A 15,564-nucleotide genomic window follows, 5' to 3' on the forward strand; every position below is an offset into this window, starting at 1 on the left:
TTTCGAGGGATGTCGGTGTTCGTCGGCGCGCCGCGCCGCGAACCACGCGCGGACGGGCGGCCCTTCACCCCGTCAGGAACCGCTGCGGCTGCGCAGCAGCGCGTCGAGTGAATCCACGATCCAGTCCCAGGATTCCCGCTCGTCGGGGGCGCTGTGCGCGAAACCGCCGGCCAGTTCCAAGCTGACGAAGCCGTGGAAGACGCTGCCCAGCAGGCGGACCGCGTGCGTCGCGTCCGGCTCGTTCAACCCGTAGCCCCGCAGGATCGCCCGGGCCATCTGCGCGTGCCGGACGCCGGCGCTCACGGCTGCCGTCTTCGGATCGAGCCGGAGCCGAGCGGCGGCATAACGGCCCGGGTGTTCCCTGGCGTAGTCGCGGTAGGCCTCGGCGAACGCGGCCAGGGCATCCCGGCCGGCACGACCGGCGACGGCATCGGCCACCCGGTCGGCGAGTTCGTCCAGCGCGAACAGCGCGATGCGGACCCTGAGGTCATGTGAGTTCTTCAGGTGCGAGTACAGGCTGGGGAGCTTGACGCCGCACCGCCGGGCGAGCGCCGAGACGGTGACCTCGTCGAAGCCGACCTCGTCGGCCAGCTCCGCCCCCGCTCGGGTCAGACGCTCCGGCGTGAGCCCTCGCTTCTCCATGACCCCTCCCCCAGCTGCCTAGCACTATCAGGTTATTGCCTAATAGTACTAGGACAGCTGCCGGGGCCCGGCGGGGGCCCGCTGCCGCGTCACGCCTCGGAATCGCCGACGTCGGGCTTCTCCCCTCCGGTCGGTGACCCGGGAGCCTCCATCGGTCGCCCCCGCCGCCACCACGCGTCGACAAGCGCGACCAGGGCCAGCACCCCGGCCACCACGCTCAGCCCGACCATCGGCGCCCAGTGGGCCAGCGCCGGCGTGCACAGCAGCAGAGCGACCAGTCCGATCGGCTGGGACCGGGACACCCTCCCGAAGATCTCGTACTCCAACCGGACACGGGAGACGAGGAAGAGCATCGGACCGCCGACCACGAACGGCAGCCAACTGGGCCTCGGCCGCCCGAACGGATCATCGATCACCAACTCGTAGCCGACCGCCGTGACGAGCACGCTGAGCACGAGCAACAGGTGCGTCCGTTCCAACGCCGTGCCCAGCCGAGCGGGCATGGCCACCCGGTCCAACGCATCGGTCAGGAGCAGACCCGCGCAGTGGAAATAGATTCGCCAGAGCAGCGCGCTGGTCGCGAACGCGACAGCGAAGGCGGCTGCCCGGTCCGCCGCATAGTCCGTGCCACTGAAAACCACGCCGATGACCAGAATCGACTCACCGAGTGCGATGAGGAACATCTGCTGATACCGGTCAGCGAGGTGCGTCCCGGCGATCCGCCACCGGGCCACCTTCGAGGCCCCGAGCCAGGGCAGCGGCCAACCCAGGGCCCACGCGACGTAGTCGACAGCGACAGCGGCAACCCACAGCGGCAGGCGGAGGTCGTCCGGACCCAGCGCGCCGGCCAACCACAGTGGCGCGCTCGCCGATGCCCACACGGCAAGCCGGAACGGCACCAGCCGTCGCGGATGGCCACGCAGCGCGGCGGCGATCACCAACGGCCGCACCACCATCACCAACAGGTACGCGGCAGCGAACGGCAGCGCCCGCTCCTCCATCGCCCTCGGCAACGTCACCGCCATGATCAGACCGGCGAACATGGTGCCGACCACGACGGCCTGAATGACCGGTTGCTCCGGTTCGTAACGGCTGGTGATCCAGGCGGTGTGCGACCAGATCAGCCAGAGCGCCAGAAAGAGCAGGAGCGTCCGCCCGAACCCCAGCACCAGCGTCCAGCCGGTGTCCTCGCCGAGTCCGGCGAACCGTTGCGAGACCCGGGTGAGGGCCACCACGAACGCCAGATCGAAGAACAGCTCCAGGAACGTCGCACGGCCCGAACTCGTCGGCGGACGCAGCAGCCCGGCACCCCGCCCCGCCGCCATCGACCGCCTCCATCCGCCCCTGGTCGCACCAACGACGCGGCAGCGGAAGGAGTTGCGTCAGCGGACGCGCACCGGATTGGCCTCACCCCCGACAATCGAACGAGCCGTCGCCGCGAGGCCGGTTCATCACCTCGTGAGGAGAGAAGTCCCCGGATCCGGGGTAAGGGCCAGGCAGCGCGGCGACGAGGGAACACGCGCCGTTCACCTCGCGCAGCCACACCAGGAGGGACAGCCGCATGACCGACCGCAACCGGGCCACCCCGACCATCCCGGACGACGATCCGAACCGAACGCTGACGGTGGCCGACCCCGACGACCCCGCGACCACCTACCTCTCCCTCGCCGGAGGCACCTACGCCATGCTGGTCACCGGCGAGCAGACCCACGGGCAGTACTGCCTGATCGACATGCGGATCCCCGACGGCGGAGGACCGCCACCGCACCGCCACGACTTCGAGGAGATGTTCACCATCCTCGAAGGCGAGATCGAGTTCACCTTCCGCGGGGAGAGGCACCTCGTCCGCGCCGGTTCCACAGTGAACATCCCGGCCAACGCGCCGCACAACTTCCGCAACAGCTCCGGCGCGCCCGCCCGCATGTTGTGCGTCTGCACCCCTGCGGGACAGGACGAATACTTCCTCCGCGTCGGCGACGTGGTTGCCGGTAAAGACGCACCGCCGCCGCAGCTCACCGATGACGAGCTGGCAGAGCGCCGGCGACGCGCGGCCGACCTGGCTCCCGAATACCGCACCGAGATGCTCTGACCGGTCAGCAGTGCGGTGGCCGAGTCCCCCGCGCGTCGTCCGGCCCGCCCCACGTCTGCTCGACCGGCTGCTCGGCGGCTCGCCGCGACCCCATGACGAAGCGACTCAGCGCCGCCGCCACCGCCCCGGCCACCACCCCGGTGAGCACCCCGGTGACGAGACTGGAGAACACCGCCGCCACCCGAAGGATCGCTTCCTGCGCCCGAGGGTCGACGGTGCCGAGTCTCGGCTCGGTCGCGCCGAACGCCTCGTCCCACAGCACCTGGTGACCAACCGCGAGAAGAACACCGTGGACCGCCCCGATCACCACCACCGTCAGGAACGGACGCGGCGGACGCCGCCACAGCACGACGGCCACCCAACAGATCAGGGGTACGACCGCGAGCAGCACGGCGGCTGGCCGCCCTCCCTCCACGACGCGCAGGTCGTGCAGGATCACCCGCGGTACGGCCAACGCGGCGAGCCCGACCAGGGCCGGCCACGAGAACCCGAGAGTACGCCGCGCGGCGCTCATCGCTCGCCCCGTACCGGTGCCGTCTCCCGGGCGAAACGCAGCAGGGCGGTGAACGCCAGCGCGGAGGTCACCGCGCCACCGGCGAGGCGTACCCAGTGGCCGGCGACGAACTCCTCGGCGACCTGGCGCAGATACTCCGGGGAGTGCGTGCCGACCGGGTCGACGAACATGATCTCGTTGCGCGGCCAGAAGAACACCACGGAGAACAGGAACTCGCAGGCGATGAAGACCACCGCGGCTGCCGCGACGTACCACCGCAGTCGCCGATTGCGCCAGGTGAGGGCGGTCGCGGCGAGGCTGGTCAGCACGACCGAGGCGCCCAGCGGTGGGAAGTAGTCGCTCGGGCCGCCGGCGACCAGGAACTCGCGGGCCCGGTCCAGCGAGGCGGGCGCGTCACCGAAGATGTTCGGGTAGAGCATCACGGTCTCGGCCGCGACCCCACCAAAGGACATCATCGCCGCCCAGACGAGCACGATGAGCACGATCCACGTCAGCTTGATACGGGACACAGCGGCACTTCTCCGTCATTTCCGGGCCCTGGTGGGCACGATCGGTGATGTCGCCCTCGACGCTAGGTCGCCGACTCGGCACCGTCTGCCGCGCAGCCGCGCGAGCTGGCATCGCTTCTCGACGTACCTGGCGGGGTGGGGGTGTTGCCTGCGGACGGCAGCGGCGCGGGTCCGCACCGACTTAGGCTCACGGACGTGCCGGCCACCTCACCCACCCGAACCGAGGCGCTGCTCGCTGTCGCCATCCTGAGCCTGGTGACGGCGGCGGTGGTGACCGAGGACGCGTCCGCCGCCCAGGCGGCGTTGGCCGGCGGATTCGGGGCCGGGTGGGCCACCCTGCTGCTGGTGGCCCGGCGTTGGACGGTTCCGGCGCTGCTGGCGACCGCAGCCGGCATCCTCGGCTACTACGCGCTGGAGCTGCCGCCGGTCGGCGTGGCCGCCCCGGCCGCCGCCATCCTCTACCTGGCCGCCCAGCGGGGTCGGGTGCAGCCGGCCGCCGCTGTCGGCGGGGGCCTGCTGGCCGTCTCGGTGGCCGCCCGGCTCATCGAGGGAGACGACATCTCCGTCGTGATCGGTGCTGGTCTCGGCTCCGAGGCGGCCCTGATGCTCGCCGTCATCGCTCTCGGTGACGCCGTGCGCAACCGGCGTTCGCTACGGGCCGCGTTGGCCCGGCAGGCCGCCTCGGCGGCCGAGGAACGCCGTCGGGAGGCCGCCCGGCAGGTCGAGGCCGAGCGGCTGCGCATCGCCCGGGAGGTGCACGACACGCTCGGACACACGATGTCGGTGGTCACCCTGCAGTCGGCGGTGGCCCGGGAGGCCCTTGCCGATGCCGAGCCCGGACAGGCCGAGGCCGCTCTGGCCGCGATCCACGCGGTGAGTGGCAGCGCCATGGCCGAGCTGCGGGCCACGCTGGGCACGCTGCGCCGCGAACCCGGACCGCGCGAGCCGGCCCCCGGTCTCACCCAGTTGGGCCCGCTCGTCGAGGGCGTGCGCAGTGGTGGGCTGGCGGTCGAGCTGCGTCTCGACGGTCCTGTCGACGCCCTGCCCACGGTGGTCGGCAGCACCGTCTACCGGATCGTGCAGGAGGCCCTGACCAATGTGCTGCGCCACGCCCACGCCACCCGCGCCACGGTGACGATCCGGGCCACCCCGGCCCGGCTGTCGGCGGAGGTCGTCGACGACGGCCGGGGATCTCCCGGCGCCGCCGGGGTGGAGACGGGTCAGGGGCTGCGCGGCATGTCGGAGCGGGTTGCCCTGCTCGGCGGAACCTTCGCCGCCGGCGAGACCGCCGAGGGCGGCTTCCGCGTCTCGGTCCACCTACCGCTGGCCGGGGTCCCCGCATGAGCGACGTACGCGTCGTCCTCGTCGATGACCAGCACCTGGTGCGCACCGGGCTCCGCGCGTTGCTGGAACGCGCCGCGGACATCACCGTGGTCGGCGAAGCCGGCGACGGCCGAGTGGGCCTGGCGGTCGTTCGCGAGCACCGGCCCGACGTGGTGCTGATGGACGTCCGGATGCCCGGCGGCGACGGTATCGAGGCAACCCGGCGCATCCTCACCGACCCGACGCTGGCCGACGTCCGGGTGGTCATGTTGACCACCTTCGACGACGACGAGTACCTCTTCGAGGCCATTCGCGCCGGCGCGGCCGGCTTCCTGCTCAAGGACACCCCGCCCGACGCCCTGCGGGACGCGGTCCGCGTGGTGGCCGGCGGGGACGCGCTGCTGTCACCGGCGGTGACCCGGCGGGTGATCGCCGCGGCGGCCCGCACCCCCGTCGCGGACCCGGCCCGGCTGACCGGGCTCACCGGGCGGGAACGCGACGTGCTGGCACAGGTCGGCACCGGCCGGTCGAATGTGGAGATCGGGGCGGCCCTGCACCTCAGCCCGGACACCGCCCGCACCTACGTGAGTCGCCTGCTGCACAAGCTGAACGCCCGTGACCGCGCCCAGCTCGTGGTCATCGCGTACGAGAGCGGGTTGGTCCGCCCCGGCGAGGGCTGACCCCGCGCATTGCGCGCGGGCGCGTCGCTCCGGTCACCGCAGACTCAGATCGGGGTAGCGCCAGTTCAGCCGGTACTGGGCGCGTAGTCGGGGCCGGGGCACCTCCCACTCGTACTCGACCAGACCGTCGCGCTCTCGGGAAGACGGAGTCACGTCGGTCGTCACATCGGTGGTGAAGGATGTCTCGCTGCCCCAGACCGCAGGATGGCTGGAGGAGGGGAACGAGAGCCTGATGTTCAGTCGCCGCGTGGGCAGCCGGATGTCGCGCTGGAGCCAGTCGCCGAACTTCCACTCCGGCACCCGGTAGGCGTAGTGGATCAACGTGCGCTGACCAGGATAGAGCGGGTAGGGAACCCCGTCGCTGCCGAACAGAAGAACGATCTTCAGGAAGGCGTTTCGGCTGCGGGTGACCTTCCACTTCATGGGTTCCGGCTGGTCGACGCCGATCGAGGCCCGGAAGTCGACCTCGTCGGTGCTGAGCGGATGGCGGGCGTGAAACGCCATGGATCGTTCGGGGTCGTCGGGGAACCGGTCGATGTCGATCTGCACCGTGTGCCGGGTGATCGGCTCGGTGCCGACGCTGTGCAGGTGCCGCCAGATCCGGCACTCGTACCAGCCGTCGACGAGGGCGAGGGAGGCCAACTCTTCCTCGATCACCAGGTGCGGGCCAGCCGGCGGCGCGATCGCGGTAGGAGCGGGAGCCAGGCTCAGACCACGCTGCCGTCTGGTGCCGGCGAAGACGACGTACCGCTGCCACACGCGGTTCCCGGTCTCCAACACCGCCTCGACACGGCGGGCGAACTCCTCTGTGGGCTGATGCCGCCCGCTCTCCATGTGGCTGACGTACGAGGGGTCGAACCCGATCCGGCCGGCGAGCGTCTTCTTGGACATCGCGCGGTAGCGGCGCCAGTACGCGAGCTCCCGGACGAACGCCGCAGCGGCCTCGTCCTGAGCGGAGGTGTCCATCGCCCGTCCCCCCATCGAGCTCAAGTCTGACCAACGCGGTGCGTCCGCGCCAGCACCGTGGACCGGGATCGCCCCCGGCGCACCGGCCGCGACCCGTTCGCCTTCCGCTGACGGGCGATCAACTGCTACACATTGCTCAGACGACAGACACGGTTCGTGACATCAAACCCGGGGAGAGTGCATGAGCACTGTGCTGCTCAAGGTTCCGGTCGCCGAGGGTAGCGATGAATACGTGGAGGTGGAGGTGGACCGCCGCGACCTCGCGGGGATCGAACTCGCCGCGGCGGACGACGGCCGGGGCCAGTGGGCGGCGACCACGTTGACCGCGTCGCTGGAGAGGGTGCTGCCCGCGTTGCGTACCGTCATCGGCCGGCTGCGGTCGGCGGCGGCGCCGGATGAGATCTCCGTCGAACTCGGCCTGGCCATCGGCGGAGAGACCGGTCTCATCTTCACCAAGGGAACCACCGAGGCGACGTTCACCGTGAACGTCACCTGGCGGCGGAGTGAGCCCCTGGCTGCTGCCACCTCAACTGCGTCGGGGGCACCGGCGCGGTGAACGCGCCCTCCTCCCGCAGCCGACGGTAACGGGGGACGTCGACAGGCTCCTCGCCCTCGGGCATGCGGTCAGCGTCGGTGTAGACCTTGCCGTTCAGGTGGTCGATCTCGTGAGCGACGCTGCGGGCGAGCCCTCCCGTGAGTACGACGTCTCGCAGGTCGCCCGCTGCGGTCCGATGGCGTACGCGAAGACCGTAGGGCCGTTGAACGATGCCGCGGACGTCGAAGAAGCTCAGGCATCCCTCGTAGTCGCGGACCTCCTCGTCGGTCCGCTCCAGCACGCTCGGGTTGATCAGCTCGATGTAGTCCCGTGAACCTGGCACCTTGACGATCGCGATGGCGTAGGCCATGCCGAGCTGAGGGGCGGCGATCCCCATACTCACCTCGGGCTTGAACGAGTGGTACCGGTTGACCCATCCGGCGACGCGGCGCAGGTGCGCGAGCACCCGCCCGGCCAGTAGCCGGTCGCTCGGTGAGTCGAAGTTGATCTCCCGCGTCTTGACCGGCAGCTCCGACGCCCGTCGCCCGCGTGCCGCGCCCCGCAGCTGCCTGATGCCGAACTGCCGAAGGACGCTCGGCGCGTCGGCGCAGACACTGCTGTCCGGGATGCGCTTCCAGAAGAACCAGTCCAGCCGGATGCGACGCTCCTCGGCGAGGTCGTCCTCCTCTGCGGTTCGGTCCCAGGAGTAGATGGTGTGGTCATCCTCGACCCGTATCTGGACGTCCGGCAACGGTTCGAGGTCCGTCTCCGACGGCAGCGAGGTCACGCCCCAGCACTCCGGCTCCAACTCGGTCGGCAGGTGCGCCTCCACCGACAGCCGGTCGGTGTTCGGCTTGATGTTGCGCTTGTACCACTGCCCCCAGATCTCGTCACTGACGCGGTACGTGTACTCGACGACAACCTGCTGCCCCGGGGTCAGCAGTTTCGACGCCGGAAAACAGAGGTCGAAGTTGATCTCCTCGTGCCGCACCTTTGTCGGCTTGGCATCCATCGGATGGGATTCACCGTCGAAAACGCACCAGGCCCGTAGGCCGATGTCACGAACAGGGTCGTCAACACTGAGTGGGTGCTGCGCGTGGTGGCGCAGATTACGAACGGCCTCGTCGTTGAGAAAGCGCTGCACTGACACTTTCATCTCGTACTTCGCGCGCGGGGCGGTGCCGCCGTGGTGCAGCACACGCCGTTGGCGCAGGGTGTATTGCGTGCCGTCGTAATGGACCTCGCCGTGGTCGTGTATCAGCACCAGACCGGGTCGCGCGGTGGCGACCGCTGCCAACGCTCGCTCCAGCAAGGCGCCGTCGAGCACGAGCACCTCGGCCGAGTCGTCGGTGGTGATCGCCTGGAGCATGCCGAACACCGCGGAGGTGGCGGGATCCCAGACCGGCCCTCCGCTGAACCCGCGCTGAACCCGAAAGACCCGGTGCACCACCTCGTCGACCTGCAACCGGTGTCTGCCGACCGCGCCGAGCAACCGGCCCTGCACATGCCTGCCCAGGTCACGCCCCTGGCCGGGCCCCCACATCTGCACCGGCACGTTGTAACGGTCCTTCAGGTCCGCCCGGATGCGAAGCGGTTCCGCGCCACTGCCGGCAAGGCCCTCGCCGAGCCTGAGCACCGCGACGTCAGCGACGTCGAAGTCGTCACCGGTCGGCAACCACGCCACCACCTCGGCGCTGCGTTCGATCCAACTGTTCGACGCCCCCAGCAGAGCGAAATGCAGCGAGACGCGGCTGTTCTTCGGAACTCTTTCCACCTGTCGGGCGGGACGGCCCAGCGCCACATTCACCACGTGCGCGCAGGTCAGCATCAACCGCTCCCCGACCAGGAAGGCAAGTCCGACGGGGTCGGCCTTCGCCCGGTCGAGAACGAAGGCGATCGCTTGCTCGACCCGGTACATCAGCACATCCTCCGTCGGGAAAGCGGTTCGCCGATCGTATCGGCCAGCATCCTGGCCCAGCCAGGATGGCGCGTTGATTCGTGGCCTACCGAGGAGCAGCATGACCGGCATGGATGAGTGGGCAGTGCTGTTCGACCTCGACGGCACCCTGGTCGATACCGCGCCAATCTGGCGGTCCGCTTTCGTAGCCCTGATCGACGGGCGACAGCCCGTTCCGGCGGGGGCGACAGACGGCCTGCTCGGCCTCACCGCGCTGGAGGCCATCACGACGATCCACCGCCGGATCGGCTGGTCCGGGTGGGACCCGGCGGCAGATGTGGCGGAGGTCGAGGCGGCGGTGCGGCAGCTCTACCGTGACCGGGCGACGAGCTGGCAGGCCGACGGCGTACGCCTGATCACGGCGCTGCGGGCGGACGGTGTGCCCGTCGGGCTCGTCACGTCGAGCAGCCGGTACATCCTCGACGCTCTGCTTGGTCATCCCGGTGCTCCCCGCTTCGACGTGGTGGTCTGCGGCGACGACGTGAAGCGGACGAAGCCCGCCCCCGACCCGTACCTGTTGGCGGCACGGCGGCTGGGTCTGCCGCCCGGCCGTTGCGCCGTCGTCGAGGACTCCCCCACGGGTGTTGCCAGCGCGGTCGCCGCCGGATGCCCGGTGGTGCTGGTCGGTGACCAGGGGCAGCTCGGGGCGGTCCAGGTGCCGAGCCTCGGTCAGCTCACCGTGTCCGCGCTGCGTCAGGTGGTGTCTCCCGCGACCCACGGCGCATCGGGCGATGCCCACACGACACCGGGACCAGCGCGCCACCGGCACGGCTGACCCCAGCGTCGTCGCCCTTCGTGGTCACCGCGCCGACGTCGTCGGCGTCACTCCGGGCCGAGCGGTGGCAGCGGCGGGAGGCTGCTGGGCATGCTCGTCTGCCCCGAGATGCCGCCGTTGTGACGGCGTAGGTATTCCCGAAGGGTATGGATCATGCCCTCGGTGGTCGAGCCCGAGACACCCTCGATGTGGAGCTGGTCGGTGGCGGAGATACCCATCACCAGCTCGATGGCGGGTCGTCCGGCGACCATGAGCCGCAGCGTCTGCCTGCCGGTCACGTGCACGATGCTCCCGGTGGCGGTGGCGATCGGGATCGCCGTCGGGTTCTGCGGCATCGGCTGGCCGGGGGGCGGCGCCTGGTTCGCCGGCGGGAGGAAGAAGTTCACCCGGTCACTGGCGGTCTCCAGGCCGTCCACACTCTGCAGGTGGTATTCCTTCGTCGCGTCGCTGACCGTCGCGCCGGTCCGCATGTCGAGGATGGACTCGTAGGTCAGGAGCCGATAGTTCGACAGGTAGACCACCAGGATCTTGTAGAGCGAGGCGCGCAGGACGCCGTCAGCACCACGAGCGATCTGGTACGGGATCTCCGGCGGCAGACCGTGGAAGACCAGGAGGTTCTCGCCCCACTTGAGGGTGACTTCGCCCGGGTGCCGGTTCAACCGCCGACGACCGGCGTCCGCCGCGTAGTTCTCACCCTCCTGCAGCCAGCCGTCCATCTGGCTGTCGGTGGCGCGAGGATAGGCCGCGGCGACCGCCGAGTTGTAGGCCGAGTACGTCCCGGCGAGCTTGATCCCACCGAAGACGACGGCGGCACCACCGCCGAGGATGCCCAGGCAGCCAAGGCATGCCAGACCAGCCAGGCCGCTGTCGGCGGAGGCACCGACGAGCGACAACAGGCCGACGACCAGGAGCAGGCCGCCGCCGCCGAGCGCGATCAGGGCCCCGACGTACGAGGGCTTCTGCGGCACCAGGTTGAAGTACTTGTGTACCAACTCTTGCCGGGTGGGGTTCTGCGTCGTGTGGTTCTGCGTCATGCCACTCATCCCATGGATCGCCGATAGAGGTTGCGCCAGGTCAGACACTCCGTCGCCGGGACGTGGCTGACGATTTCGATCGCGTGGCCGGTCGACACGTGGCTTGTGGCCGGGTCGTAGTGGCCGTCGCGACCTGACACCGGCAGGCTGCGCAGGCCGTAGTAGTCCTCACGGACCAGCGCCAGGAGCGCCTTCGCGTGTGCCGAGCCCGGGTCGAGGCGGCACGCCTCGCCCAGCAGCCGCTCGATGCCGTCGATGACCTCGCCGGAGTGGTTCGCCGGGCGGACACCTTGGAGCAGCACGAGTGCCCAGTAGTAGTACAGATCCGAGCTGCGGCGGTGCCTGCTGTGCAGATCGGGGAGGCGGTCGAGAGCCGCGGTGTAGCGCCGGGCGTCGAGGGACCGCAGCACGGCGACGTGGTCGGGGTCTCCGGCGAGCGGGTCGGCGAGCACAGCGGCGAGCCACGGCGCGCTCCCGACGATGGTGTCGTTGGGAATGATCCAGGCGGATCGCTCCGCGAGCGACCTGTCCGCGCTGACGACCATGCCGACGACGAGTCCCGTGGCAGCGTCCGTGGCGGCACCGCCACTGAACCCGGGCTCGACCCATGCCGTGTGGCCGTGGACGGCGTCGATCTGGAGCCATTCGCCGGTGCGACTCGGGCCTGAGACGCGCGCCTGACTGCGGCGGCCTTCCTGGCCGCGGTCCGGAAGCCCGAAGAGGTCGAGGATCGTTCCCGGAGCGGGTCGGGTTGCCGGCCCCATCGGCGCGACGGCGTCCGCCGGATGACCAGTGATGTCGATCGTGGCAACGTCCGGAACCGGGTTGACGCCGCTGTCAAAGGCACTGGGCACGTCCACCGCACGGATGCCGGGCAGCGAGGCGACCCGGCACTGCCGTTGGCCGGGTGCGATGAGGTGGGCGCAGGTGAGCGCGCGGGTCGGAGTGACGGCGAAGCCGCACCCCGTGCTGGCGCCGGTCACCTCCAAGCGCCACGCCTCATCCACACCGGTCATGGCGTGCGGGTGTCCGTGGAGTCGTCGCGGCGCCAGAGCAGCTCAACCGAGATGTTGCCCTCCACCGCGGAACGGGCGATCACCGCGCCCACCTCGGTCGTCAACTTCACCCCGAATCCGATCTTGATCTCGTCGGGGCTGGACGCTCTGCGCAGGTCGGCGAGGACGGCTTCGGCCGCATCGCGGATATGGGTCAGATTCGCCTCGAAGAATTCCCGCGCCTCCCGGACGCCATTCACCCGCCTGCCGGCGGGAGTCGAGCCCCGGCGCTCCTCCTCCACCTCGACAATGACCGAGGTGCCGTCACGGACAACAAATCTGACAAGTTCGGTTTCCGGCATCGTTCCCCCCAGGATTGGGCTCGACCATACCAAGATGGACAGTCGGCAAAGACATCCGAACGTTCACCGTCAATCAACGCACGGTTGTCGCGTCCGAGCCGAGTTACCACATCGGACGGATGGGTGGTAGGAGCTTCACCCGACGCTTCGGGCATGACGTACGCCGATCGACGATGGTGGCCTGGACGGCCCTTGTGGACGACGAAGCCCAGCTCGGCCCGGATGTCTCCGGCGTCTGTCCTCAGTGACCGGCCGAGGCGCCCGATGGGAAGATGACGCCTTCCGCCAGGCCGGCATCGCGCTGCTCCGGTACGCCAATCAATACGTCGGCCAACCGATTTCCGCTCAGCTCGCCGGGGCCGATGTTCGTGTGTCTTGTTTACGACAGAGGCATTCCGTCGTGCGAGAAGAACGCGACGATGTCGCGGCCGTTGTTGACACCGTCCGGGAAGAGCGGAAGCAGATACCGCAGCTGTCGCGGCGGCACGACGGAAGCCCACGGACCTCGCTGCGCCGGCACACGGACGTGTCTGCCATCGGATCCTCGCAGCGATTCGGCGAACAGTGACCTCGGCCAGCGCCACGAGGTTGACGTGCCCCGACCCCCCGCAGCTTCCTTGATCATCCCTGGCATCATTCGCTCTCGTGTCAGCAGCGATCACGTTCAGCGCCGAGCACGGCCTGTGGATGCTCCCCCATGGGCAGCGCCGAGTCGACTTCGCGACGTGGGTGAGAGCACGGTTCACCGAGTTCGTCGAAATCGAGCTGCTGCGCCACGGCGGCGGGAGTCGGGACGAGTGGATCGACGTCGTCGTGGCGCTCGTCCCCCGACCGGACAACGACTACAACCCCAAGGCGATCTCGATCGCCCAGCCGATCACGTACGGCGGGTCGTACCGGGACCGGCACATGGCCTTCCTGTACGACGCCGACCAGCGCTTCGTCGGAGGAGACCGCTTCCACGATCTGGCGGAGTGGGCGCAGCCGGCGGAGATCGGTTGCCATGCCCAGGTGAAGGCCGGTCGGTCCGAGGGCGAGTTGCAGCTGTGGGTGCCCGGACCCGAGGAGGCGCTCGTGCTCATAGACGACTTCCTGAGCCGTGGCGGGACCCCGGCGGGTCGTGCAACGGACCGCACTCTCGTCACGTCCGTGCTGGCCGCGCAGGCAAGGGAGCACGTTCCGCCGGCACGGGTCGAGCAGGCCGTGCTGCTCGAAGCGCAAGCCGAGGGCCACGTACGCCAGTGGCGGACCACACCCGCCGACGTCTCCCCCACACCGCTGCACGTACAGCAACGGTCCGTGTTCGGCAACCACCTGGTCTACGTCGTCAACCAGGCCGGAGGCCGCCTCGGGCAGCTCAAGCACGGGGTGCTGTTCCTCGACGACGAGCGCCACCGGCGGACGGCTCTGGACGCGCTCGAACGCGCGGGCATTCCCCAACACAATGCGGTTGTCGGGGACTGGTTTCCCGACGCGGTGCTGGTGCACCGGGGTGCGCGGTGGCTTCTCACGCCGCGTGGCACCGGTCCTTCAATGGGCTGGTACGACCCCGGGACCGAGGTTCTTCACGTCCACGCCGACGCGTACCGGGAGCCCGCCGAGATCCTCCTGCGGCGGCACGGCATCCTCCCCGTCGCCACTCGCTGGGCCGCACCCGATCCCGAGCAGTTTCTCCGTCACCTCGGTGTCACCGACCGGTACGCGACCGAGTCACGCCGCGCGTCGGACCTGGCCGAGCAGCAGGTGTGGCGGATGTGGGCCCGGCACCGGAACGTGTTTCCCAACGGGCTGGGCGAGCTGTCGCCCCTGCGGTGGACCGACGAGAAGCAAGACCGGATCTTCGCTGAGAACGACACCTACTGGCTCCACCACGACAGCTACTACCTGCGTGACCTGGAGTCCCTGTTCGGTCCGCACGACCACGGCGAGTACCAGCACGGTCAGCAGCCCGTTCCCTGTCGCCTCTGCGGCCGAGACGCACTGACCGCAACTCGTCGCGACGAGCCGGGAGCCCGGCCGCTCGCGTACTGCTCCGGGTGCGCCCGGAAGGCGGTGAAGGGGTTCCTGGTCGACCGGGGCGCGGACGAGTCGTGGGAACCACTGGCCCTGTGGTGCCTGCAGCAGCTCGCCGTGGAGTTGGGCGGCCCGCCCAGCCAGGCGCAGATCCCCCGGTTGGTGTCGACTGTGGAACCGGCCGCCACCGATCGCGCCATGCTCGTCCGTATGCACGTCCCCCGGGCCCGGGTCCGCCGTGCGGCCGCCAGCGCCGAGCAGCGCGCTCCGCTCATCTGGGCGGACTGGCTGAAGCGGGCGGGGCTGCTCGGAGACGGTGTGCAGTTGGCCCGTGGCACCGTCACCGTCGCCTCGGACGGCCACCTGTGCCGGTCCCTCCTGGAGCGGCACATCGACGACTTCCTGACCGTGAACGGCATCGCCCACGAGGTCGAGCCCTACTGGCCCTATGATCCCGACCTCAACACCACGGGCCTGCGGGCCGACTGGCTGCTCGACGACGGCACCTACGTCGAGGCCTGGGGTCTCCCGGACGAGCCGGCCTACGCGCACAAGATGACGCGGAAGATCGAACTCGCGGCCCGCACGGGAATCCGCCTCGTCGGGGTGACCTCGGCGGACCTCGGCAACCTGCACGACGTCTTCTCGTCGTGGATCATCGGTGAGGCACGGCCGGTGCCGAATGTCCTGGTCGGCGGGCCAACCGATCCACGGCTCCAGCGGCCCAGGAAGCCCGGTTCACCCGCACCCCGCACCACCAACCCCGACGCGAACGCCGCGACACGTGCCGCACGGCTTGAGCGCTGCCGGCGAGCGGTCGCCCTTCAGGAGGAGGGGATGAGCCGCGCCGCGATCTGTGAGGAGCTGGGGATGGGACCGGATGCGGTGAAGGCCCTTCTGCGGGACGGGAAGTTCTACGCGACCCCCGACTCCGATCCCCCACGCCGTCAACTGGCCCTCGACGCCTACCAGGCCCGGAGCAGCGGCATGACCAAGGACCAGTTCCGGCAGGCGCGGGCTCTCGCGCCTCCGAAGGCGCACGAGTGCTGGAAGGACGCCGACGTTCTGTTCGAGCGCCACGCGGGCTGACGCGTGCGGGGGCCGAGCGGGTGGGCAGGCCGGGCCGCCACCCGCAGCCGGTGTCCAGCCGGACGACGACCGGCCGGGCGG

At 70.0% G+C, this 15,564-nt stretch carries 15 protein-coding genes; 6 read left to right on the plus strand and 9 right to left on the minus strand.

Going from position 1 to position 15,564, the window contains the following annotated elements; genetic code table 11:
• Positions 1–72 precede the first annotated feature (72 nt).
• Both KBX26_RS25410 and KBX26_RS25415 read right to left on the minus strand, forming a co-directional pair.
• Positions 73–642 (minus strand): TetR/AcrR family transcriptional regulator, encoded by a 570-nt coding sequence (locus KBX26_RS25410; protein ID WP_210866574.1) that lies wholly within the window; start codon positions 640–642, stop codon positions 73–75.
• An 89-nt stretch (positions 643–731) separates the two neighbouring features.
• Positions 732–1,967, minus strand: coding sequence for a low temperature requirement protein A (locus KBX26_RS25415; RefSeq protein ID WP_210866575.1), 1,236 nt, complete (start codon positions 1,965–1,967; stop codon positions 732–734).
• A gap of 236 nt (positions 1,968–2,203) precedes the next feature.
• Between KBX26_RS25415 and KBX26_RS25420 the strand changes: the two genes are divergently transcribed.
• Complete coding sequence (locus KBX26_RS25420; protein WP_030328307.1) at positions 2,204–2,731, plus strand: cupin domain-containing protein; 528 nt, start codon at positions 2,204–2,206, stop codon at positions 2,729–2,731.
• Positions 2,732–2,735: 4 nt separating this feature from the next.
• Here KBX26_RS25420 and KBX26_RS25425 read toward each other — a convergent pair whose 3' ends face one another.
• Both KBX26_RS25425 and KBX26_RS25430 read right to left on the minus strand, forming a co-directional pair.
• Entirely contained in the window at positions 2,736–3,245 is a 510-nt protein-coding gene (locus tag KBX26_RS25425; protein ID WP_247681054.1) for a hypothetical protein, read from the minus strand.
• Positions 3,242–3,754 carry a DUF1772 domain-containing protein gene (locus KBX26_RS25430; RefSeq protein WP_036410727.1) on the minus strand — a complete coding sequence of 171 codons (513 nt, stop codon included), beginning with the start codon at positions 3,752–3,754 and terminating at the stop codon, positions 3,242–3,244. The genes KBX26_RS25425 and KBX26_RS25430 overlap by 4 nt, the downstream gene beginning before the upstream one ends.
• Before the next feature lie 195 nt (positions 3,755–3,949).
• On the opposite strand from KBX26_RS25430, the gene KBX26_RS25435 reads away from it, so the two are divergent.
• Positions 3,950–5,098 carry a sensor histidine kinase gene (locus tag KBX26_RS25435; protein ID WP_210866576.1) on the plus strand — a complete coding sequence of 383 codons (1,149 nt, stop codon included), beginning with the start codon at positions 3,950–3,952 and terminating at the stop codon, positions 5,096–5,098.
• On the plus strand, positions 5,095–5,757 hold the full coding sequence (locus KBX26_RS25440) for a response regulator transcription factor (protein ID WP_210866577.1): 663 nt from the start codon (positions 5,095–5,097) through the stop codon (positions 5,755–5,757). The genes KBX26_RS25435 and KBX26_RS25440 overlap by 4 nt, the downstream gene beginning before the upstream one ends.
• Positions 5,758–5,790: 33 nt before the next feature.
• Here the strand turns inward: KBX26_RS25440 and KBX26_RS25445 are convergent, their stop codons facing one another.
• Entirely contained in the window at positions 5,791–6,723 is a 933-nt protein-coding gene (locus KBX26_RS25445; protein ID WP_210858259.1) for a helix-turn-helix transcriptional regulator, read from the minus strand.
• Positions 6,724–6,904: 181 nt separating this feature from the next.
• Between KBX26_RS25445 and KBX26_RS25450 the strand changes: the two genes are divergently transcribed.
• Positions 6,905–7,279, plus strand: coding sequence for a CU044_2847 family protein (locus tag KBX26_RS25450; RefSeq protein ID WP_051708143.1), 375 nt, complete (start codon positions 6,905–6,907; stop codon positions 7,277–7,279).
• Here the strand turns inward: KBX26_RS25450 and KBX26_RS25455 are convergent.
• On the minus strand, positions 7,212–9,176 hold the full coding sequence (locus tag KBX26_RS25455) for a peptide deformylase (protein ID WP_210866578.1): 1,965 nt from the start codon (positions 9,174–9,176) through the stop codon (positions 7,212–7,214). The two genes, KBX26_RS25450 and KBX26_RS25455, sit on opposite strands and share 68 nt — an antisense overlap.
• Positions 9,177–9,276: 100 nt before the next feature.
• Here KBX26_RS25455 and KBX26_RS25460 point away from each other — a divergent pair, with 100 nt between their 5' ends.
• Positions 9,277–9,990, plus strand: coding sequence for an HAD family phosphatase (locus KBX26_RS25460; protein WP_210866579.1), 714 nt, complete (start codon positions 9,277–9,279; stop codon positions 9,988–9,990).
• A gap of 47 nt (positions 9,991–10,037) precedes the next feature.
• Here the strand turns inward: KBX26_RS25460 and KBX26_RS25465 are convergent, their stop codons facing one another.
• Genes KBX26_RS25465 through KBX26_RS25475 form a run of 3 tightly spaced genes read right to left on the minus strand, consistent with a single transcriptional unit; the run spans position 10,038 to position 12,381 of the window.
• Positions 10,038–11,024 (minus strand): hypothetical protein, encoded by a 987-nt coding sequence (locus KBX26_RS25465; protein WP_030328324.1) that lies wholly within the window; start codon positions 11,022–11,024, stop codon positions 10,038–10,040.
• A 5-nt stretch (positions 11,025–11,029) separates the two neighbouring features.
• A complete protein-coding gene (locus KBX26_RS25470; RefSeq protein ID WP_030328326.1) occupies positions 11,030–12,040 on the minus strand; it encodes a serine protease in 1,011 nt (336 codons plus the stop codon).
• Positions 12,037–12,381, minus strand: a complete 345-nt coding sequence (locus KBX26_RS25475; protein ID WP_210866580.1) for a CU044_2847 family protein — start codon at positions 12,379–12,381, stop codon at positions 12,037–12,039. The genes KBX26_RS25470 and KBX26_RS25475 overlap by 4 nt, the downstream gene beginning before the upstream one ends.
• A 645-nt stretch (positions 12,382–13,026) precedes the next feature.
• On the opposite strand from KBX26_RS25475, the gene KBX26_RS25480 reads away from it, so the two are divergent.
• The gene (locus KBX26_RS25480; RefSeq protein ID WP_210866581.1) at positions 13,027–15,483 is read left to right on the plus strand and encodes a hypothetical protein; all 2,457 of its coding nucleotides are present in this window, start codon (positions 13,027–13,029) and stop codon (positions 15,481–15,483) included.
• The last annotated feature ends 81 nt before the right edge of the window (positions 15,484–15,564 follow it).

It is taken from the genome of Micromonospora sp. C97 (assembly GCF_018070385.1).
GTDB classification, from domain to species: domain Bacteria; phylum Actinomycetota; class Actinomycetes; order Mycobacteriales; family Micromonosporaceae; genus Micromonospora; species Micromonospora parva.